This is a genomic window from uncultured Gulosibacter sp. (assembly GCF_963509965.1).
Classification (GTDB): Bacteria; Actinomycetota; Actinomycetes; order Actinomycetales; family Microbacteriaceae; genus Gulosibacter.
This window is the reverse complement of sequence record NZ_CAUPDE010000008.1, coordinates 21,706-41,562: the sequence shown is the minus strand read 5'-3', so window position 1 is coordinate 41,562 and position 19,857 is coordinate 21,706. Positions and strand designations below refer to the sequence as shown.

Below are 19,857 nucleotides of genomic sequence, written 5' to 3'. Positions count from 1 at the left end.
GCTGTGAGGTAATGCGGATTTAACCTTTGGTTAGTTTGTTGTATGCACAATAGTCGTGTGACACGAATTCTGATTGTTGAAGACGAAGCTTCCCTTCACGAACCGCTTTCGTACCTATTGAAGCGCGAAGGTTTCGAGGTTGAGGTGGCAGAGGACGGCACCGAAGCTATCGAAATGTTCGACCTGGACGGTGCAGACATGGTGCTTCTCGACCTCATGCTTCCCGGCATTCCGGGCAGCGAGGTCTGCAAACAGATTCGCATGACCTCGAATGTGCCCATCATCATGCTCACTGCAAAAGACAGTGAGGTCGATATCGTTGTGGGGCTTGAGCTCGGGGCTGACGACTATGTGACCAAACCCTACTCGACTCGTGAGCTGCTGGCGCGCATCCGTGCCGTGCTGCGCCGGAGCGAGCAGGCCGATGGCGACGAGAATGACGGCATTGTCGAGGTTAACGATATTCGAATGGACGTTGACCGCCACACGGTGACCGTGCGCGGTGAACTCACCCAGATGCCATTGAAAGAGTTTGAGCTGCTCGAATATCTGCTGCGCAACGCTGGTCGAGTGCTCACCCGTGGTCAGCTGATCGACCGGGTTTGGGGGCCCGACTACTACGGCGACACAAAGACGTTGGATGTGCACATTAAACGCATCCGTTCGCGCATCGAAGAGACACCCTCGTCACCGAAACTACTGGTGACTGTTCGCGGTCTGGGGTACCGCTTCGAAGGTTAACGCGAGAAACTGCTGCGGGCCGCATCCGATCGGATGCGGCCCGCAGCAGTTTGGAGTCGGGAGATTACTCGCCAGTGTCTTCGACGGGAGCCTCTTGTTCGGGTTCTTCCGCGGCAGTGGGGGTCGGCGTCTCGCTCGGAACTTCGGTGGGCTTCACCTGGTTGGGGGCGAGGGTCTTGTACTCGTCGAGCACGTTTTCGGGGTTGTCAGCGCCCAGCACCGGTACCTTGATCGTGGCTTCGCTGCCTGCCGCGCTGAAGGTCACCTCGACAGTGTCACCCGAGCGGAACTTGCCGGTCACCAGCTGCGCTCCAGCATCACCGAAACCAACCTTGACCAGGCCCTTGTTCTTGGGGGTGAGAGCAACGGGGATGCTCACGGTTGAGCCACCTGCAACCGACGCCTCAAGGGTTGCGGGAGTTTCCGACTCGGTGACGACACTGAGCACGAGGTTGGCTTCGGTTACCTCTTTGGTGTCGGAATCGACGATGAGCAGCGCATTACGAACCTCGAGGTCGCCAACCGTGGCGTGGACGCCGTCGCTGGCGGCATATTCCATGGTCGTGCGCTGTGGGCTAATGAGGTTGCAGCCGGTGAGCCCCGCCGCGAGGGCGAGGGCCAGTGCGGATGCGGCGACGGCGCGGAACTTCACTGCAGGAGCCTCCCGTAGAAATGTGCGAGCGAGCAACACCTTGATTAACTGCAGCACTCGCTTGGTCACACATCAGCGTAGCCGATTGTGCCGCCGCTTCGTGTCGTTATCCCCGACTTGGTTCGTCGAGGCGCGGAATCGTAGCACTAATTCGTGGTAAAATTGGCCACTTAGGAAGGAGACCCTGTCTATGAATCTTGAGGTCGGAGAGACCGTTGTCTACCCACACCACGGTGCGGCGACAATCGAAGAAGTCAAGACTCGAGTCATACGCGGTGAAGAGGTGACCTTTCTGAAGCTCAACGTTGCACAGGGCGATCTGACGATCGAGGTCCCCGCGCACAACGTTGAGCTTGTGGGAGTGCGCGATGTGATTGACGACGCCGGTCTGCAAGAGGTGTACGACGTGTTGCGTGCACCACTGACTGAAGAGCCCACCAACTGGTCGCGTCGCTACAAGTCAAACCAAGAGAAGCTCTCGTCGGGCGATGTCATCAAGGTCTCGGAAGTGGTTCGTGACCTCTGGCGTCGCGACCAAGACAAGGGCCTGTCAGCGGGCGAAAAACGGATGCTCGCAAAAGCACGCCAGGTGCTTGTCTCTGAGCTCGCCCTCGCGCAAGACACTGACGAAGAGGCTGCAAACGAGCACCTCGACGAAGTGCTCGAGTCGTAGCCACTTGTTGACTCAGGCACTGCTTCAACGCTGTACAGCTGCTCTGTAAATCGGGCCTTCGTGAATCAAGTGGACGTTCAAGCCGAATCGCAACGACCACCGCGCACCGGCGTGGTGGTCGTTGCTGCTGGCAGCGGTAGTCGCCTGGCCGCTGGGATGCCCAAAGCATTCGTACCGCTTGCCGGTGAGCCGATGCTGGCGCACACTCTGCGGGGGCTGCGGCAGCTGCCCGGTCGCCTGGCGGTAACGATTTCGACACCACCCCGAAACTCCGAGCTTGCCGCTTTGACACAGCAGCTGGCCGCAGACGCGCTAGCGCCGCTGGGGGAGCGGCTCGAATCACTATCGGTGGTTGATGGCGGTGCCAGCCGAACCGAATCTGTCGCGCTCGCCCTGGCACAGCTACCCGAATGCGATGTGATCCTTGTGCATGATGCCGCCCGCGCGCTCACCCCCGCATCGCTGGTCGCCGAGGTGGCAGGCGCGGTGCGTGCGACCGGTCTGGGTATCATCCCGGTGCTACCGGTTGTCGACACCGTTAAAGAAGTATCTGGTGACGGCCTAGTGCTCAGCACCCCCGACCGATCGACGCTGCGGGCGGTGCAAACTCCGCAGGGGTTCCCGGCGGCCGCGCTGCGCGAAGCCTACCGCCTAGCCGACAACGAATCGGCAACTGATGACGCCGGTACGTTCGCGCAGGCCGGCGGCGAAGTGCAGACCATCGCCGGGTCGCCGCTGGCGTTCAAAGTGACCACACCGGCCGACCTAGCCCGCGCGGAACAGCTGCTCGCGCATCCCGAAACTGCGGGGCACTCGCTTGCGGAACTTCGTGTGGGTGTCGGCACCGATGTGCACGCATTTGCTGCCGATTGCGAGTGCTGGCTTGCCGGGCTGCACTTTCGCGACGAACCTGGACTCTCTGGTCATTCCGACGGGGATGCGGCGGCACACGCCATTGTGGACGCGCTGCTTGGCGCGGCCGGGCTCGGAACTATCGGCACGCGTTTCGGTACCGCCGACCCCCGCTATGCGGGAGCCAGCGGTGAAGTGTTCTTGCGGGCCACGGCTGAACTGCTCGCCGAAGCCGGATGGCGGCCACTCAACGCATCCGTACAGGTGGTGTGCCGTCGGCCACGATTCGGCGACCGGATCTTCGAAGCCGGGCGGGTGCTCAGCGAATATATTGGCGCGCCGGTATCGGTTTCGGCCACCACCAGTGACGGACTCGGGTTTACCGGACGCACCGAGGGCGTGTTCGCGGTTGCCGTTGCCGCCATCACACGCATTTAGCGCGGTTGCTCGCGTGGGTGATGGTCGCACCCAAGTAGACTCGGCTGCGTGATGCAACGCCTATATGACACCCGCCAGCAGCAACTCGTTGACTTCACGCCCCTGAATGAGGGCGTAGTAACGATGTATGTCTGTGGGCCGACCGTGCAATCAGCTCCGCATGTTGGGCACCTGCGGTCGGCGCTGGTGTACGACCAGATTCGACGCTGGTTTGAACGCACCGGGTTGCGAGTGGTGCTCGTGCGCAATGTCACCGATATCGACGACAAGACCCTCGCGAACGCCACCGAACACGAGCCCTGGTGGGCGCTCGCATACCGGGTCGAGGGCGAGTTCAACGCGGCCTACCACACCCTGCGCGTGCTGCCACCCACCTACGAACCGCGCGCAACCGCATCCATCCCAGAAATGCAGGCGATCATCACCCGACTCATTGAGCGCGGGTATGCCTACCCGGCCGAGGACGGCTCGGGTGACGTGTACTTCGACACCTCGAGTTGGTCGAGCTACGGCGAACTCACCCATCAACAGATTGGCGATATGGAAGCCGGCGACGGCCCCGTGCGCGCCAAACGCTCACCGCAAGACTTCGCGCTGTGGAAGGGCCACAAACCCAACGAACCTGAGTCGGCGACGTGGGAGTCGCCCTGGGGAAGCGGCCGGCCCGGCTGGCATATCGAATGCTCGGCAATGTCGACGAAATACCTCGGCAGCGAGTTTGACCTGCACGGTGGTGGCCGCGATCTACGCTTTCCACACCACGAAAATGAACTCGCTCAATCGCGCGCCGCGGGCGACGGGTTTGCTCGCCACTGGCTGCACAACGGGCTGGTTTCGCTCGGTGGCACCAAGATGTCAAAATCGGTCGGGAACGTGGTGTCAGCGCAGCAATTGCTTCACGAACGCCGTCCCATCGTCGCGCGCTATTTGCTCGGATCAGCACATTACCGCTCGACCATCGAACTTTCAGATGACGCCTACCGCGAAGCCGAGGCAGCATTCGCGCGCATCGAAGGATTTTTAGCACGCGCCGGACGGGCCGGAGCCGACCTGAGCCCCCGAGAATCGCTGCGTACCGTCGATAGTGCAGTGCCCGACGCTTTTACCGCCGCGATGCTCGACGACTTCGGGGTGCCGCAGGCAGTGGCGGCGATTCACGAAGCCGTCACCGCCGGTAACCAAGCCCTCGACGCCGGAAACTCCGACGCGGGCGCGAAGCTCGCGCTGCAGGTGCGGATCATGCTGGATGTGCTCGGCTGCGACCCGTATGCGGAAGAATGGGCGGATGCATCCGCGAACAGCGACTCGACCCTCACGGCCCTTGACACCCTGGTGCGTTCGCTACTCGAACAGCGCGCCCAGGCCCGCACCGATAAAGACTGGGCCACTGCCGATCGAATTCGCGACTCGCTCGCAGCTGCAGGAATCAACGTCGAAGACACCCCCAACGGGGCACACTGGAGCGTGAACTGATGAGCAACACTGGCAAAAAAGGCAAGCCCCGCAAAGGCACCGGCGGACACGGCCGCAAGGCGCTCGAAGGTCGCGGCCCAACTCCGCGGGCCGAAGACCGCCACTGGGCCAAAGACCGCCGCCGCCGCGCGGCAGCCGAAGCGAAAGAGCGAGCCAAAGCACGTCCGCAGCGGCGACGCCCGGCCATGCCCGACGGTGCCGAACTCGTGACCGGCCGCAACGCGGCGGTTGAGGCGCTGCGGGCCCAGATCCCCGCCACCACGGTCTATGTGGCCCAGCACATCGAAGTCGATGACCGCATTCGCGAGATCGTGCAGCTGGCCGCCAAACGCAATATCCCAATGCTCGAGGTCACCCGCCCCGAGCTCGATCGCATGGTGCCCTTCGACACCATCCACCAGGGTGTGGCAATCAAGGTGCCCGCCTACGAGTACGCCGACCCGGTGACCCTGCTACAGGATGCGATATCGCGCGCCCAGGTGCCGCTTTTTGTGGCACTCGACGGCGTCACTGACCCCCGCAACCTCGGCGCGATCGTGCGCTCGACCGCGGCATTCGGCGGTCAGGGTGTGATCGTGCCGCAGCGCCGCTCGGCGGGAATGACCGCGTCGGCCTGGCGCACCTCGGCTGGTGCGGCAGCGCGGCTTCCGGTGGCGCTGGCAGGTAACCTCAACAACACCATCGCCGACTTCAAACGCGCCGGGGTGTTCGTGATCGGTCTTGACGGTGGCGGCGATGTGCAGCTACCGGGGCTAGACCTGGCCACCTCACCGCTATTGATCGTTGTTGGTTCGGAGGGCAAGGGGCTCTCGCGGCTCACCGCAGAGCTATGCGACGCCATCGTGTCGATCCCGATTGATTCGGCCACCGAGTCGTTGAACGCGGGAATCGCCACTTCGGTTGCCCTCTACGAAGTGTCACGGCTTCGCGCCGCCACCGAATAACCGAACGTAGCGCGGCCAGTTAGGCGGCCGGGGTGAGTCGGTCGCCGGTTTCGACGTCAAAGAGATGCACCCGCTCGGGGTCGATGCCGATACGCACCGTGGCACCGCGTTCGGGGTGGTCGCGGCCCGTGCGACGCACCACCACATCGGTGGGTGCTTCGCCGGGCCCACCCAGCTGCGCCTTACCGTACAGATAGGCAACGGATCCGAGCTCTTCAAGAATCTCGACCGTGAAATCAATACCGGGCTCGTCGGCGACAATTCGGAAGTCTTCGGGTCGCACGCCGGCGCGCACCGGGCCGTCAGCGTGACCGGCTGGCAGCGGCACCGATGCATCCCCACATCGAAGGGCACCGTCGCGGATCTCAGCGGTCCACACACTCATCGCCGGCGAGCCGATAAACCGACCGACGAACTCGTTGGCAGGATGATCGTAGAGTTCTCGCGGCGTGCCAAGCTGCTGCAACTGGCCATCATTGAGCACCGCGATGCGGTGTCCCATGGTCATCGCCTCGGTCTGGTCGTGCGTGACATACACCGTGGTGGTGCCGAGTTCGCGCTGCAGCGAAGTGATCTGGGCGCGGGTTTGCACGCGCAGTTTCGCATCCAGGTTCGACAGTGGCTCGTCCATCAAAAACACCTGCGGGCGGCGCACGATCGCGCGGCCCATAGCCACGCGCTGGCGCTGACCACCCGAAAGATCTGACGGCTGCCGGTCGAGCAGGTCTTCAAGATCAAGCATCTTGGCCACCTCGCGCACACGCGCCTCAATCTCGGCCTTCGGAGTTTTGCGAGTGCGCAGCCCAAACCCCATATTGTTCGCCACTGTCATATGCGGGTACAGCGCGTAGTTTTGGAACACCATCGCGATATCGCGATTTTCGGGGGCGGTGTCGGTGACGTTCTGATCGCCGACAAAAATTTCGCCCTCATCCACCGGGTCGAGACCGGCAAGCATGCGCAGCGTCGTCGACTTACCGCATCCCGACGGGCCAACCAACACGAGAAACTCGCCGTCGGCAATTTCAAGATCGAGTGCATCCACGGCGTTTTCATTCGCGCCGGGGAAGCGGCGGGTTACGCCTTTGAACGTCACTGCAGCCATAGGGATACATGCTAGCGGCCCCGGCCTGAACGGCCCCCGCTGTTACGCGGGCGTGTAATAAGCGCGTGCTCGACGGTGGGTAACGAAGCCGTGCAAGACGGGCTAATATTGACGAGATGCCCGCTTAGCTCAGTTGGTAGAGCAGCTGTCTTGTAAACAGCAGGTCGCAGGTTCGAGTCCTGTAGCGGGCTCCAAGAAAAGGTCCTGGTCGCGCGGACTAAAAGCGTTCTATCCTGAAGAAGCGGCGCAGCGTCTCGGCGCCGGTGATCTCGATCGACTCGGTCGGACGGATGAACGTCGCCGGCGTCACACACACTTCATGCTCGATGACACCCACCAGCTCGCCATCAATCCGCTGCACGATTCGGCGAGCACCGACATCGACGTAGCCGGTCTTGCGGCTGACTGCGGCCGACGCGGCATTCCCTTCGATATAGCCGGAGCGGCACTCGAGTGCATCAAACTCGTCGAAGGCAAGCGCCACCACCATTTGCCGCATGCGTGTGCCAATGCCCTGTCCATGCCACTTGGCGGCGAGCCATGACCCCGACTCGATGCTGCGTCGCAGCGGAAAGTATTCCGCCATCACATCCTGTATTCCGACGGCTGCTCCGCCAGAGCGCACAATCAGCGGCAGCTTCCAGTTATCGGCAGCTACAGTTGCCCGCTGCTGCCACCACCAGCTCAGAGAGTGGGCGGGTTGTTGGTTAGCAACTCCCAGCTGAAACGGCAGCGCATGCCAGTCTGCAAGAAACGGCATCGGCAAGTTGGCATCGGTGATCCCGCTGCGGATGAGCTCCACAACCTCGGGGATATCGTCGTCGCGTAGCACTCGCATCTCGACATCACCGCAGCGGATATGGAGCTGATACGGCGGGAAGAGTTCTTCGAGCGTCAACATGTGCCGATTCAAGCATCTGGAAGCGTAGAGACAGTGAGCAACTCGGAAGATTTTGGGGCTTCGAGGCGCTATACGCTATCGAAGCCCCAAAATCTTTCGCTGAACTCACTTACCCGGGCACAGGCGGTCAGCAAGGGCGGCCCCAAAGCGATAATTAAGCGTGCCGCTACTGCGCGGCCTCGCCATCGGGCACAAAGCGTAGCGCCACCGAGTTCATGCAGTAGCGGCTGCCGGTAGGGGTGCCGAAACCGTCGGGGAACACATGCCCGAGGTGCCCGTCACACTCCGCGCAGCGAATCTCGACCCGGCGCATGCCCAGCGAATTGTCTTCATGCTCGGTAACCGCCTCGGGCCGCAGCGGCTCCCAGAAACTCGGCCAGCCGCATCCGGCATCGAATTTTGTTTCGGCACGAAATAGCTCGTTGCCGCATCCGCGGCACACATAGTGGCCCGGTTCCCAATGCTCGTTGTATTCGCCGCTGAATGGCCGCTCGGTGCCGGCCTCGCGCAGCACGTGGTAGGCGCTGGCATCAAGGATTTCACGCCACTGTTCGTCGCTGCGTTCGGATGCGTTCATGGCACTCGCTTTCGGTGGAAGACAGAAACAGAAAAGCTGTCTCGCACGATACCGCGCGGCAATTGATTTGCGTCGGGTAGTGCGGAGTAAACTTCAAAAAACATGCTCGAGGAAGGAGGCGACTGTGGAGCTGACCGAGCTAGAAATGCAGCTGCTGGCTTTCGAAGAGTCGCACCCGCAACACACGCGAGCAAAAGAAGACCTGCTCAGGCGAGAGTTCGGGCTAACCTCAGCTCGCTACTACCAGACCTTGAGTACGCTGATTGATGCTCCCGCGGCCCTGCGCGCCAATCCGCTGTTGGTGCGGCGGCTACAGCAGCGACGAGACCAGACACGTGCGCGCCGTACTGGCACCTCGGCACGGTTAGCCCAATAAGCAGGCAGCCCAGTAAAGGATTCACGAGCTTGGCGAACTACCCCAAAGATCGATTCGATGAGTTTCCGAAGTCGGTGCAGCGTCGCGGTGCCCACCGTGCGCCGCGCACCCGGCTTTCGAAGCTGGGTTCGTGGCTGATTGCACTGGCCTCGGTGCTGGTGTTGGTGGCGATCGGTGTTGGGGTGATGTGGGCGATTGACCGTCAGGTGCAGTTCACAGCCTCGCTCGGAGAGAACAAGGCCGAACCCACACAAACTGCTTCAGCGGCGCCCACACCCACGCCCACTCCAACCGAGACCACTCCTGAACCAGACAAGACGATGCCGGTCACGGTGCTCAACGGTGAGGGTACGGGTGGACTCGCCACCGCTGGCAGCGACCGGCTAACCGCCGATGGCTGGAATGTCGGCTATGTGGCTGACGCCGATAGCTACGACAACCCTGTCACCATGGTGTATGTCGCTGTCGAAGACGAACTTCCCACCGCCGAGGCGGTCGTGGTGACGTTGGGTTTCGGGTCGGCTGCGGTGAACCCCGAATATGCCGAACCCGGCACCGTGGTGGTGGTGCTCGGTGACGACTCGATCGGCCTGCTCGGGGAGTAGAGCCGCTCGGCTGGCCGTCACGGGCTGCGTCCGGGGACGTTTCGGCCCGGATATTTGCTCAACGTTCAACTGTTGCTTGCCGTGCAGACACGCTCGGCACACCTGGGCGCAATAGCTTCAGGATGATCGAGTCGGCTGCCGATTGGGTAGCGGCAAACAACAGGCGACAGGATGGGCGGCCCTATGGCAACCGGAACAGTCAAGTGGTTCAACGCCGAGAAGGGCTTCGGATTCATCACTCTTGATGAAGAGAACGCGCCAGATGTGTTCGTGCACTACAAGTCGATTGAGATGGAGGGATTCCGCACCCTGGATGAGGGCCAGCGGGTGGAGTTCACCATTGTTGACGGGCCGAAGGGATCGCAGGCCGAGCAAGTGCGGCTCGCCAATTCATAGTTGCGTTGCCGAGGCCGGGCAGCCGCGGTGACGTTTGCCGGCCTAATTTTGGGTTGTGTGTGCCCCGGTGCAGAGCAGTCGCTGAGCCCTGAAACACCAGCCTGGATGCGGCATAGCCTCGCCCTGTTCGCCATCGGCGCAAGCGCCCGGCTCAGCTTGCACTCTCAGGTAGCGAGTGCAAATATGGGTGCTGGCACTCGGATCTTGTGAGTGCAAATTGCCAGGACCGATAGCTTCCGTCCGGGAAAGGACCCAAGAACTTATGTCGAAGATCATCACCTTTGATGAAGAGGCCCGTCGCGGTCTCGAACGTGGCCTAAACGTACTCGCCGACACCGTTAAGGTGACCCTCGGCCCCCGCGGCCGCAACGTTGTGCTCGAGAAGAAGTGGGGTGCCCCCACCATCACCAACGACGGTGTCTCGATTGCCAAGGAAATCGAACTCGAAGACCCGTTTGAGAAGATCGGTGCCGAGCTCGTCAAGGAAGTTGCTAAGAAGACTGACGATGTCGCCGGTGACGGCACCACCACTGCCACCGTGCTCGCTCAGGCTCTCGTGCGAGAAGGCCTGCGCAACGTAGCCGCTGGCGCCGACCCGGTGTCGGTTAAGCGCGGTATCGACAAGGCCGTTGCCGCTGTCACCGAGCACCTGCTCGATTCGGCCAAGGAAGTTGAAACCAAAGACCAGATCGCGGCAACCGCATCGATCTCGGCTGCCGACCCTGAAATCGGCCAGATCATCGCCGAAGCTATCGACACCGTCGGCAAGGAGGGCGTGGTCACTGTCGAAGAGTCGAACACCTTCGGCACCACCCTCGAACTCACCGAGGGTATGCGCTTCGACAAGGGCTACCTCTCGCAGTACTTCGTGACCGACGCTGAACGTCAGGAAGCAGTCTTCGAAGACCCCTACATCCTCATCGCCAACAGCAAGATCTCGAACGTTAAAGACCTCCTGCCGGTTGTTGACAAGGTGATGCAGGCTGGCAAGCAGCTGCTCATCATCGCCGAGGATGTTGACGGCGAAGCGCTTGCCACGCTCGTGGTGAACAAGATCCGCGGCATCTTCAAGTCGGTTGCTGTGAAGGCGCCCGGCTTCGGCGACCGCCGCAAGGCCATGCTGCAAGACATCGCCATCCTCACCGGTGGTCAGGTCATCTCGGAAGAGGTCGGCCTCAAGCTCGAGAACGCAACGCTCGACATGCTCGGCCAGGCTCGCAAGGTGGTAATCACCAAAGACGAGACCACCATCATCCAGGGCGCTGGCGCCCAGGAGCAGATCGAGGGTCGCGTTGCGCAGATTAAGGCCGAGATCGAAAACAGCGACTCAGACTACGACCGCGAGAAGCTGCAGGAGCGTCTGGCCAAGCTCGCCGGCGGCGTTGCCGTGATCAAGGCCGGTGCGGCCACCGAGGTTGAGCTGAAAGAGCGCAAGCACCGCATCGAAGACGCCGTGCGTAACGCCAAGGCCGCCGTCGAAGAGGGCATCGTCGCCGGTGGTGGTGTTGCACTCGCTCAGGCAGGTTCCGTTATCGACGCGCTTGAGCTTGAGGGTGACGAAGCAACCGGTGCCGCCATCGTGCGCGCCACCCTCGACGCTCCGCTCAAGCAGATCTCGATCAACGCTGGCCTCGAAGCCGGTGTGGTTGCCGAGAAGGTTCGCGGCCTCAGCGCGGGCCACGGCCTCAACGCCGCAACTGGAGAGTATGTCGACATGATCGAAACCGGCATCCTTGACCCGGTGAAGGTGACCCGTTCGGCGCTGCAGAACGCAGCTTCGATCGCTGGTCTGTTCCTCACCACCGAGGCTGTCGTTGCCGACAAGCCGGTTCCGCCGAGTGCTGCTCCGGCTGCCGACCCGACCGCAGGCATGGACTTCTAACCAAGTTTTTGCGGTGACCGCCGCGGGCGGTAGACGGTTGCAATCCGTCTGCCGCCCGCGGCGATTTTTGTGCAATCTTTTCACCCACTGGGCGGATGCGGGACGACCCCGCTACGACGCGTTACGCCGAGAACATCCGCGCCACATTCGACTCGGCGCTGCCGTACTGGTCGGCAGCCTGGCCGAGTGCCTGGTTGATGCTGGTAATCGCATCCTCAACCGTCAGTTGAGCGGTGCGCCACTCCTGCACGGCGCTCTGGAACGCGGCCGAACCCTGACCTGTCCAACTCGACTCCAGCGCGGTGAGTGTCGAGGTCAGCTGCGCAGCTGAAGAGCGCACCTGCTCAATCTGCGAGTGGGCAGCGCCCATTGCCCCCGTAAGCTCATCACTATCGACTCGGTACTGTGCCATTACTTTCCCTTTCTCTGCATCCCCACACTCTCTGGTTGCGGGTGACGTGAAAAAGGTATCGGCGCCGCAAGTTGCGCGGCGCCGAACTGGATCATTCTGTGGATACATCGCTTTCCACAGGGGGAGCGGTCAAGAGCGGGAAGTGCAGTCGGAAGGTGGCGCCACCGCCGGGAGTCTCGATCACATCGACGGTGCCGTCGTGGGCCTGCATGATTGCCGAAACAATGGCCAGCCCCAGCCCAGTGCCGCCGGTTTGCCGGTCACGGGAAGTGTCGGCGCGCCAGAACCGCTGGAAGATCTGGCTGCGGGTTTCGGCGGGGATGCCCGAGCCGTGGTCGATAATCTCCACCGTCGCGCGTTTTCGGGGCACATTCAGCACGATGCCGAGTTCGAGCGGTGAACCGGCGGGCGTATAGCGCAGCGCATTCCCAATAATGTTCTGGACGGCCTGCCGAACCTTGTCGCTATTGGCATAGATCATCGCCGGTACATCCGATTCACCCGGATAGTCGGCCTGCTCGACTGTAGCCTTGACGGGCTGATCGGAGGCGGTGAGGTTACGGGCGGCTTCGTCGGGTTGCGTGCGACGCTTTCGGCCCAGGCCAGGGATGCGGATGCGGTTGGTGCCTCGGCGCTGCGGACGTTCGGCGGCGCGGGAAGACACGGTTGCCGACCGTGATGCAGGCTCATCATGTTGGGCCGAGTCGGCTGAGCTCTCACCGAAAGCACTTTGCTGCGGATCGAACTCGTCACCCTCCACAAACACTCGGATGGGATGCACGCGCACCCGGCGATCGGGTGCCTGCGCGTTGGTGTCGAGCGCGGCATCGTCGACGATAGGTTCGAGATCGATGACGTCTTTCGGCATCTCACGGTGTTCGTCGAGCCGCGCCAATTGCAGGAGGTCTTCAACAAGACCCGCCATCCGTTTAGCCTCTCCCTCAATGCGATCCATTGCCTGGCCGACCTTCTGGTCATCGCTGAGCGCCCCCATGCGGTATAGCTCGGCATACCCACGCACGGTCACAAGCGGGGTGCGCAACTCATGGCTGGCATCGCCAACGAACCGGCGCATCTGTAAGATCGTGCGATCTCGCTCATCGAAGGCCGAATCGATGCGGCCAAGCATGGTGTTGAGCGACCGTGACAGCCGACCCACCTCGGTGTTCGGGGTCAGCTCGGGAAGCCGCTGTTCATAGTCACCGGCCGCGAACGCCATCGCGGTTGTTTCTACCTGGCGCAGTGGCTGCAGCGTAATCGACACCAGTAGCCGGGTGAGGGCGGCCGCGAAGATCAACACCGAGAGCCCAAAGCCCGAGAAAATTGCCAGGAAGCTTGCCATGGTCGCGTTCACCGTCGACATCGGCGTGGCGACCACCAGCACGCCCTGCACCTCGTCGGCGGCGTACTCGGGTTGAAACACGGTCACCGCCCGCCAGGCAGAGCCCAGCGAGTCACGCACATCGATGATGGTGTAATTGCGCCCGTCAGGCTGGTGATCGAGCGTTACCAGACCCGAAACATCCGGTGCCGCCTCGCCGCGATTTGAGCTCCGGTTGTCAACCAGCAACCTCCCGGTGTCGCTGTCGAGCAGCGCAACATAGTAGGGCTGCGGCGCGGTCTGAATATCGTCGTAGCCAAACCGTCCGGTGGTGAGGTCGGTGCCCACAATCAGTGACGGGTCGGCTGCGATCGCCAGCAGCGAGGTGTCGACCTGGTTTACGAGGGTGGGGCGCAGCAGCAGCGTGGTGCCGATTCCGGCCACCACGAGCGATAGCATCAGCAGGGCAACATTGACGAGTGTGAGCTGGTTCCGCATCGAAATGTGGTCCCAGCGGGGTAGCCGCTTGGCCACGGCGCTACACCTTGGTGCCCGGCACCTTGAGCATGTATCCGAATCCGCGCTTGGTTTGGATCAGCGGTTCTTCGGTGTGCTTGTCGAGTTTGCGGCGCAGGTACGAGATATACGACTCGACGATGCCCGCATCGCCATTGAAGTCGTACTCCCACACGTGGTCGAGAATCTGCGCCTTTGACAGCACCCGGTTGGGGTTGAGCATCAGGTAGCGCAGCAGCTTGAACTCGGTTGGCGACAGATCAACCGGGTCGTCGTTGACGAACACTTCGTGGGTGTCTTGATCCATGGTGAGGTCACCAACGCGGATAACCGCTTCTTCTTCGGTGTGCATGGTGCGACGCAGAATCGCTTTGATGCGCGCCACAATCTCGTCGAGGCTGAAAGGCTTGGTGACATAGTCGTCACCGCCCGAGTTGAGCCCCTCGATCTTGTCGTCGGTGTCATCCTTCGCTGTCAAGAAAAGAATCGGCGAGGTGTAACCGGATGCGCGCAGACGCTTGGTAACGGCGAACCCCGACATATCCGGCAGCATGACGTCGAGCACAATCAGGTCGGGCTCTTCGTCGATCACCGCGGCAATAGCGCCAGCACCGTTGCCCACAGTACGCACCATGAATCCTGCGAAACGAAGGCTCGTGCTCAGTAGCTCGCGAATGTTTGGTTCGTCATCGACGACCAGAATCTTGGGTCCACCATCAGTCATGTGGATCATTATTCCGCGCGGTTGCTGAATGTGCCCTGGTGAGTTCGTCGCGAATTGCTCGTGAACAGGTGCTGTGCCACGCTATGCCTCGAGGTCATCGACATCGAGAATTGAATATGCGTAACCCTGTTCGGCGAGAAAGCGCTGCCGGTTCTGCGCGAAATCTTGGTCGACCGTGTCGCGCGCAACCAGCGTGTAGAACGAGGCGCTGACGCCGCTGGCTGCCGGGCGCAGTAGGCGGCCTAGGCGCTGTGCTTCTTCCTGCCGCGAGCCATACGAACCGGAAATCTGGATGGCTACTGAGGCGTCGGGCAGATCGACCGAGAAGTTCGCCACTTTTGATACCACCAGCACCGGCTCGGCGCCGCTGCGGAACGCCGCGAACAGCGCCTCGCGTTCGGCCACGGGAGTTTGCCCGGTGAGCTGCGGCACCCCCAGCTCGGTTGCTACGGCATCGATCTGATCGAGATACTGGCCGATAATCAGGATGCGTTCGCCCGCGTGTCTGGCAACCAGACGCTTTACCACATCCAGTTTTGCGGGCGCCGTTGCTGCGATGCGATAGCGCTGGTCGTCGCCGGCCGAGGCATACTCCATCCGGTCTTCATAGGGCAGATCAATCCGCACCTCGAAACACTCCGCGGGCGAGATGAACCCCTGCTGCTCAATTTCTTTCCAAGGCGCATCAAACCGTTTGGGGCCAATCAGTGAGAACACATCGCTCTCGCGGCCGTCTTCGCGAACCAGCGTCGCGGTGAGACCGAGACGGCGCCGGGCTTGCAGGTCGGCCGTGAGTTTGAACACCGGGGCGGGCAGCAGATGCACCTCGTCGTAGACAATGAGCCCCCAGTCGAGCGCATCCAAGAGCGAAAGGTGCGTGTACTGTCCCTTCCGACGGGCAGTGAGGATCTGATAGGTGGCGATGGTGACCGGCTTGATTTCTTTTGATTCGCCCGAGTATTCGCCAATTTCATCCTCGGTGAGCGAGGTGCGGCGCAGCAGTTCGTCGCGCCACTGCCGTGCCGAAACGGTATTGGTCACCAGGATGAGGGTTGTGGTGTCGGCGGCGGCCATCGCCCCGGCGCCGACGATAGTTTTTCCGGCACCGCAGGGGAGCACCACCACACCCGAACCGTGCGTGAAGAACTGGTCAATCGCCTGCTGCTGGTAGCTGCGCAGCTGCCAGCCGTCGTCATTGAGGCTGATGTCGTGCGCAGTTCCCGGTGTGTAGCCGGCGAGGTCTTCGGCGGGCCAACCGAGTTTAACGAGCTGCTGCTTCAGCGAGCCGCGCGCCCAGTCGGCGATGCGGTAGGCGTCGTCGCCCAGTTTGGCGAGCAGCATTGGTGAGATGTGCTTATTGCGCGATACCTGTTCGAGCACGGCCGCATCATCAGCCCGCAACACCAGCCCCTCATCATCGCGTTCGATAACGAGCCGCCCGTATCGGGCAACTGTGTCGCGCAGGTCGGTGACCAGCGCTTCTGGCAGCGGAAATTTGGCATACGAGTTGAGTGTGTCAATCATCTCGTCGGCGGTGTGGCCGGCCGCGCGCGCGTTCCACAGCCCCAGCCGGGTGATGCGGTAGGTGTGGATGTGTTCGGGGGCGCGTTCGAGCTCGGCGAACACTGCCAGATCATGACGGGCTTGGGCGGCATCGGGATGCGCCACCTCCAACAGGACGGTGCGGTCGCTTTGCACAATGAGTGGGCCAGTCATGAGGGACGAGTCTAGTTCGTCTCAGTGGCCGCGCTTGCGTTGCGCACAGCCGCCGACCAGTCACTCATCATCGATCGCGGTGATTGACCGTAGCGGTAGGGTGCGCTCGACATCGGCATCCATATCGAGCGCGCGCAATCGCTGTGCGGTTACCGAAATCGGCAGCAGCAGCAGTGTGCGGGTCTGACCGCTGCCGAGACTGATCGTCACGTCGAGTGCCTGCCGGTCGCGTCGAGCAAGTTCGAGTCGCCGTCGCAGCCACGAGTCTTCATCGTCGCTTTTGCGGCTGTGTGCGGCCAGTTCGGCGAGGGCCTCAGCGGTTGCTTGGATGCTCGGGGTTACCTCGGCAAGATACGGCGCAGCGGTGAGCTGTGCGGTGGCCGCGACCGGGGTGCCGTCCGGGTTTTCAAGCACTGCCGGGTAGCGCGATTCGCGCAGCGTGCTGAGCACGGTCGGCGCCGAAAGTGCGGTGGTGAGCCCCTCGCTGCCGGCCTGTAGGCGCAGTGATCGCAGCGATGCATCCACCCGCAGCTGATCGGTGAGTTCATCGGTGAGCGCCCGCACACTCGCTCCGCTGCCGTAGCTGCGCACGCGCACCTGCCCGTAGCGTTCGGCAAGATCACCGATGAGGTAGGCCACCGGCTGTGGCACCCGCGCTAGCGAGATATTTGTCAGCAGCGAATGGATTTGGCGGGCGGTCATACCCGCCTGCAGTGCGCGGGTGAGTGACTGTTCGGTGATTCGATATTCGCTGGCGATGGCGCGATGCGTGAGGTCTGCAACCTGGCGCAATCGCACCTCTACATCGGGCCGCAGCGGCCCTGGCGCGATCACGGTGCGGTCGGGTTGCAGATAGACGCGATCAACTTCGGCGGGAAACTCGGCCGCGAGAGTTTCGGCGGCGGCAGTGGTTTCGTTGTTGAGCAGTAGCGCGCCGGCGCGGGTGAGCTGCGCTTCGCCGGGTAATGGGGCCTGAGGGCCGGCGGCCTGGTCAATGTGGATGATGCCGAGCGCCGCGGCCGAGAGTGCTCGTGCGGCCGAATCGCCGGGCAGCTGAATCGCCGCGGTGGCGGGCGCGGCGGGGTCGAGAAAGTCGGTGAACGGCGCGCACGGATCGGGAATGCCGGTGACAAGGCAGAGTTCAGTCAGCGCGTTGGGTGTTAATTCGCGCATCCAGGCTGTCGCGAGCATCCGCCAACGGTTAATCACCGGCAGTCCGGCAAAGTCACGACCGGCGGCGGTGGGGAGCCAGCTGTCACCCTTGGGGGCGATGAGACCGCTCACGAAAAGCCAGCGGTACAGCGAACCCGCAACCGCCGGAGCGAGGTCGAGCTCGTTTGCGATTCGGCGCACTTCGATACCGCTCATGCGGATGCCGCCACGGCCGCGGCGAACCGTGCGTGGTGCCAGATCGAGCTGTTCGATAGCGTCGGGCGCGGTTGTGGCGATAGCCCTGGCCGGTTCGGCGCCGCTGCGGGCGTCGTCGGCGAGCAGCTTGGTGAAGTCGGGGATGCTCGGTAGGAGTTCTGCCAGCGGCTCGGCTACCGAATCAAGCAGCACCGGTGGCTGTTTGCCCGGATGCGTGAAGTGAAAGTCGGCGGCCGCATCGAGGGTTTTATGGTCACCCGCGCGCAAGCCTCGGAGGGTGGGCCAGTCGAGTCGGCTGAGTGTTGCTCGGATCTGTTCGGGGGCGGCGAGTGCTTCCGAAAGGTCGAGCAGGGTGTTCATACCGCGCGGGCTCACCCGGCGTGCTTGAAAAACTCGCACGTAGCCCGCGGCATCCAGCTGCCGCAGACCGGCAAGAATATGGAGCGAATCGGGCACTTTGGCGGGAATCATGCGTCGCGGTTGGCCCTCCGGCTGGTGATCATGCGGAGGACGATGACCACCACGACCAATAAGAATGCGACTGGAATACCGTAGTAGCCGATCACGAGCATGACATCCCAGTACCAGGCGGGCGGGGTGCCGAACTCGATCCCGAAATAGGGGGCTGCAAACACCACCACAAGGCAGATGAAGGAGACTGCCGCGAGCGCTACCGCGGTGATCGCGAGGGCTCGCTCGGCGAGTGAAGCTTTCAGTGGAGACTGGGAGTTGGCCACCACATCAGCCTAGTCGACCTGAATAGTGTCGGTGGTGGCGGCTAGACTTAGGGCGTAATGCGCGTCGACCCCGCGCGCGCAATTGTCACTGGCTGCTGCGCATACGAGTCGATGCGTCGGCCAATTGGGCAAGTGTGAACTGACCACATTGATCACCGCCGCGTGGAAGCGGCGAAGGAGAAAATATGCCGACCGGACGCGTGAAGTTTTATGACGAAGTCAAGGGCTTCGGGTTCATTCAGGACGATGACGGGCAGGAAGTCTATCTGCACGCCACTGCGCTACCACCGCAGGTGACGTCGCTGCGCAGCGGCACTCGTCTCGAGTACGGAATTGCCGACGGCCGTCGTGGCGCGCAGGCGCTCTCGGTGCGGTTGCTCGAAACCCCGCCGTCGGTGACCAGGATGCACCGCAAGCCCGCCGATGACATGGCGATCATTGTTGAAGATCTCGTGAAGCTGCTCGACCGCGTTGGCGGTCAGCTGCGTCACGGCCACTACCCAAACCGCCAGCAGGGCCGCAAGATTGCGGCCATGCTGCGTCGAGTGGCGGATGATCTTGATGCCTGATTCACGCGTGTCGAACGAAACTGCGGCAGCCCAGGACAGCAGTCAGGAGACTGCCGGTAACTCGGCGCGCGAGTTGACGCTGGATGTGCATGAGCACCGGCTTGACGAACTTCCGAACCCGGTCGGGTATCGGATTGTGAGTGCGAGCGAGGTTGCGACGGTGCCGTTTGCGAGCGCGGGCACCGGTGAACTTGTGCCCGTCAGCGAACTCGACCTTGCCGGGCAGCTGCACGAATCGCTACAGCTGGCTGCGGCGGCACTGGCCGAGGTGGTGGATGCTGAGCTGGTCGGTGAGCTGATTGGTGCCGTGGATGAGGGCGAGGGGGTGTATTCGCTCTGTTTCGCCAGCCTGCGTGACGGCTATCGCGACTGGCGTTGGTGCGCCACACTCTGCAAGGTGGTGGATGTCGAAACCTCGGCTGCGGCACCGACCGTGCTCGAATGTGAACTTGTGCCGGGTCCCGACTCGCTGGTGGCTCCGAAGTGGATTCCCTGGGCTGAACGGCTTGCCGAGTTCAATGCCACACACGATGCGCACGGCAACGTGATTGCCAGCGAAGATGGCGACGGCGGTGAGCCGGCTCCGGCCCGCACACGCACCTCGAGTCGCACCCGTACGCGGCGGCGACTGCGTCGTGACCGCAGCGGGAATACGACCGGCACTGAACCCGCTGCGTCGAAAACCACATCCGAGAGCTCGAATGATGGTGAGCTTCCCATCGCTGACGACATTCGAGAGTTTGCCGACGAGCGCGACCAGCAGCTCGACGGCATCAACTTTGAACCCGACGACGAGTAGCGCTGATGCGGCGGGCTCGGTGATGAGTTCGTTCGCACCGGTAGCCTCGGGTGCGCAGTAGCTGAGTAGCGGTTTGGTGC

Annotated in this window: 21 protein-coding genes and 1 tRNA gene; 12 read left to right on the top strand and 10 right to left on the bottom strand. The window is 62.4% G+C overall.

Annotated features, from left to right (window positions below; all coding sequences use genetic code 11):
- Positions 1–57 precede the first annotated feature (57 nt).
- Positions 58–741, top strand: coding sequence for a response regulator transcription factor (locus RQ865_RS06435; protein ID WP_311478292.1), 684 nt, complete (start codon positions 58–60; stop codon positions 739–741).
- 64 nt (positions 742–805) lie between these two features.
- Here the strand turns inward: RQ865_RS06435 and RQ865_RS06430 are convergent, their stop codons facing one another.
- On the bottom strand, positions 806–1,393 hold the full coding sequence (locus tag RQ865_RS06430) for a hypothetical protein (RefSeq protein WP_311478291.1): 588 nt from the start codon (positions 1,391–1,393) through the stop codon (positions 806–808).
- A 190-nt stretch (positions 1,394–1,583) separates the two neighbouring features.
- On the opposite strand from RQ865_RS06430, the gene RQ865_RS06425 reads away from it, so the two are divergent.
- The 4 genes from RQ865_RS06425 to rlmB are packed head-to-tail and all read left to right on the top strand — an operon-like array spanning position 1,584 to position 5,773.
- Positions 1,584–2,066, top strand: a complete 483-nt coding sequence (locus RQ865_RS06425; protein WP_311478290.1) for a CarD family transcriptional regulator — start codon at positions 1,584–1,586, stop codon at positions 2,064–2,066.
- A 60-nt stretch (positions 2,067–2,126) separates the two neighbouring features.
- Entirely contained in the window at positions 2,127–3,356 is a 1,230-nt protein-coding gene (gene ispD / locus RQ865_RS06420; RefSeq protein WP_311478288.1) for a 2-C-methyl-D-erythritol 4-phosphate cytidylyltransferase, read from the top strand.
- A 48-nt stretch (positions 3,357–3,404) separates the two neighbouring features.
- Positions 3,405–4,829 (top strand): cysteine--tRNA ligase, encoded by a 1,425-nt coding sequence (cysS, locus tag RQ865_RS06415; RefSeq protein WP_311478287.1) that lies wholly within the window; start codon positions 3,405–3,407, stop codon positions 4,827–4,829.
- Complete coding sequence (rlmB, locus tag RQ865_RS06410; protein WP_311478286.1) at positions 4,829–5,773, top strand: 23S rRNA (guanosine(2251)-2'-O)-methyltransferase RlmB; 945 nt, start codon at positions 4,829–4,831, stop codon at positions 5,771–5,773. Before cysS ends, rlmB begins: the two co-directional genes overlap by 1 nt.
- Positions 5,774–5,792: 19 nt before the next feature.
- Here the strand turns inward: rlmB and RQ865_RS06405 are convergent, their stop codons facing one another.
- The gene (locus RQ865_RS06405) at positions 5,793–6,878 is read right to left on the bottom strand and encodes a sn-glycerol-3-phosphate ABC transporter ATP-binding protein UgpC (RefSeq protein ID WP_311478285.1); all 1,086 of its coding nucleotides are present in this window, start codon (positions 6,876–6,878) and stop codon (positions 5,793–5,795) included.
- A gap of 118 nt (positions 6,879–6,996) precedes the next feature.
- On the opposite strand from RQ865_RS06405, the gene RQ865_RS06400 reads away from it, so the two are divergent.
- Positions 6,997–7,072, top strand: a tRNA-Thr gene (locus RQ865_RS06400).
- Positions 7,073–7,095: 23 nt separating this feature from the next.
- On the opposite strand, the gene RQ865_RS06395 is transcribed toward RQ865_RS06400, so the two are convergent.
- Positions 7,096–7,779, bottom strand: coding sequence for a GNAT family protein (locus RQ865_RS06395; RefSeq protein WP_311478284.1), 684 nt, complete (start codon positions 7,777–7,779; stop codon positions 7,096–7,098).
- 166 nt (positions 7,780–7,945) lie between these two features.
- On the bottom strand, positions 7,946–8,356 hold the full coding sequence (gene msrB / locus RQ865_RS06390; RefSeq protein WP_311478283.1) for a peptide-methionine (R)-S-oxide reductase MsrB: 411 nt from the start codon (positions 8,354–8,356) through the stop codon (positions 7,946–7,948).
- Positions 8,357–8,480: 124 nt separating this feature from the next.
- On the opposite strand from msrB, the gene RQ865_RS06385 reads away from it, so the two are divergent.
- The 4 genes from RQ865_RS06385 (at position 8,481) to groL (ending at position 11,615) form a co-directional block, all read left to right on the top strand.
- On the top strand, positions 8,481–8,732 hold the full coding sequence (locus tag RQ865_RS06385; protein ID WP_311478282.1) for a DUF3263 domain-containing protein: 252 nt from the start codon (positions 8,481–8,483) through the stop codon (positions 8,730–8,732).
- 29 nt (positions 8,733–8,761) lie between these two features.
- Positions 8,762–9,337: a LytR C-terminal domain-containing protein gene (locus RQ865_RS06380; RefSeq protein WP_311478281.1), complete on the top strand. Its 576-nt coding sequence runs from the start codon at positions 8,762–8,764 to the stop codon at positions 9,335–9,337.
- Between the two features lie 183 nt (positions 9,338–9,520).
- Positions 9,521–9,733, top strand: a complete 213-nt coding sequence (locus RQ865_RS06375; protein WP_311478280.1) for a cold-shock protein — start codon at positions 9,521–9,523, stop codon at positions 9,731–9,733.
- Positions 9,734–9,995: 262 nt separating this feature from the next.
- Complete coding sequence (groL, locus tag RQ865_RS06370; protein ID WP_311478279.1) at positions 9,996–11,615, top strand: chaperonin GroEL; 1,620 nt, start codon at positions 9,996–9,998, stop codon at positions 11,613–11,615.
- 121 nt (positions 11,616–11,736) lie between these two features.
- Here the strand turns inward: groL and RQ865_RS06365 are convergent, their stop codons facing one another.
- From RQ865_RS06365 to RQ865_RS06340, 6 genes are all read right to left on the bottom strand, one after another.
- Positions 11,737–12,027, bottom strand: a complete 291-nt coding sequence (locus tag RQ865_RS06365; RefSeq protein ID WP_311478278.1) for a WXG100 family type VII secretion target — start codon at positions 12,025–12,027, stop codon at positions 11,737–11,739.
- A gap of 91 nt (positions 12,028–12,118) precedes the next feature.
- Complete coding sequence (locus RQ865_RS06360) at positions 12,119–13,882, bottom strand: ATP-binding protein (RefSeq protein ID WP_311478277.1); 1,764 nt, start codon at positions 13,880–13,882, stop codon at positions 12,119–12,121.
- 4 nt (positions 13,883–13,886) lie between these two features.
- Complete coding sequence (locus RQ865_RS06355; protein WP_311478276.1) at positions 13,887–14,588, bottom strand: response regulator transcription factor; 702 nt, start codon at positions 14,586–14,588, stop codon at positions 13,887–13,889.
- A gap of 81 nt (positions 14,589–14,669) precedes the next feature.
- On the bottom strand, positions 14,670–16,304 hold the full coding sequence (locus RQ865_RS06350; protein WP_311478275.1) for a DNA repair helicase XPB: 1,635 nt from the start codon (positions 16,302–16,304) through the stop codon (positions 14,670–14,672).
- Positions 16,305–16,364: 60 nt separating this feature from the next.
- Positions 16,365–18,143 carry a helicase-associated domain-containing protein gene (locus RQ865_RS06345; RefSeq protein ID WP_311478274.1) on the bottom strand — a complete coding sequence of 593 codons (1,779 nt, stop codon included), beginning with the start codon at positions 18,141–18,143 and terminating at the stop codon, positions 16,365–16,367.
- On the bottom strand, positions 18,140–18,409 hold the full coding sequence (locus RQ865_RS06340; protein WP_311478273.1) for a hypothetical protein: 270 nt from the start codon (positions 18,407–18,409) through the stop codon (positions 18,140–18,142). Before RQ865_RS06340 ends, RQ865_RS06345 begins: the two co-directional genes overlap by 4 nt.
- Positions 18,410–18,594: 185 nt before the next feature.
- Between RQ865_RS06340 and RQ865_RS06335 the strand changes: the two genes are divergently transcribed.
- Together RQ865_RS06335 and RQ865_RS06330 are read left to right on the top strand one after the other, a co-directional pair.
- Positions 18,595–18,978 carry a cold shock domain-containing protein gene (locus tag RQ865_RS06335; protein WP_311478272.1) on the top strand — a complete coding sequence of 128 codons (384 nt, stop codon included), beginning with the start codon at positions 18,595–18,597 and terminating at the stop codon, positions 18,976–18,978.
- Positions 18,971–19,777, top strand: a complete 807-nt coding sequence (locus RQ865_RS06330; protein WP_311478271.1) for a DUF3027 domain-containing protein — start codon at positions 18,971–18,973, stop codon at positions 19,775–19,777. Before RQ865_RS06335 ends, RQ865_RS06330 begins: the two co-directional genes overlap by 8 nt.
- Positions 19,778–19,857: the final 80 nt, after the last annotated feature.

Excerpts from the sequence above, each read along its gene's own strand:
- RQ865_RS06355 (WP_311478276.1), bottom strand. The coding sequence starts at position 14,588 with ATGACTGATGGTGGACCCAAGATTCTGGTCGTCGATGACGAACCAAAC.
- RQ865_RS06375 (WP_311478280.1), top strand. The coding sequence starts at position 9,521 with ATGGCAACCGGAACAGTCAAGTGGTTCAACGCCGAGAAGGGCTTCGGA.
- RQ865_RS06365 (WP_311478278.1), bottom strand. The coding sequence starts at position 12,027 with ATGGCACAGTACCGAGTCGATAGTGATGAGCTTACGGGGGCAATGGGC.
- rlmB (WP_311478286.1), top strand. The coding sequence starts at position 4,829 with ATGAGCAACACTGGCAAAAAAGGCAAGCCCCGCAAAGGCACCGGCGGA.
- RQ865_RS06345 (WP_311478274.1), bottom strand. The coding sequence starts at position 18,143 with ATGATTCCCGCCAAAGTGCCCGATTCGCTCCATATTCTTGCCGGTCTG.
- RQ865_RS06395 (WP_311478284.1), bottom strand. The coding sequence starts at position 7,779 with ATGTTGACGCTCGAAGAACTCTTCCCGCCGTATCAGCTCCATATCCGC.
- groL (WP_311478279.1), top strand. The coding sequence starts at position 9,996 with ATGTCGAAGATCATCACCTTTGATGAAGAGGCCCGTCGCGGTCTCGAA.
- RQ865_RS06335 (WP_311478272.1), top strand. The coding sequence starts at position 18,595 with ATGCCGACCGGACGCGTGAAGTTTTATGACGAAGTCAAGGGCTTCGGG.
- msrB (WP_311478283.1), bottom strand. The coding sequence starts at position 8,356 with ATGAACGCATCCGAACGCAGCGACGAACAGTGGCGTGAAATCCTTGAT.
- RQ865_RS06330 (WP_311478271.1), top strand. The coding sequence starts at position 18,971 with ATGCCTGATTCACGCGTGTCGAACGAAACTGCGGCAGCCCAGGACAGC.
- RQ865_RS06405 (WP_311478285.1), bottom strand. The coding sequence starts at position 6,878 with ATGGCTGCAGTGACGTTCAAAGGCGTAACCCGCCGCTTCCCCGGCGCG.
- RQ865_RS06425 (WP_311478290.1), top strand. The coding sequence starts at position 1,584 with ATGAATCTTGAGGTCGGAGAGACCGTTGTCTACCCACACCACGGTGCG.
- RQ865_RS06350 (WP_311478275.1), bottom strand. The coding sequence starts at position 16,304 with ATGACTGGCCCACTCATTGTGCAAAGCGACCGCACCGTCCTGTTGGAG.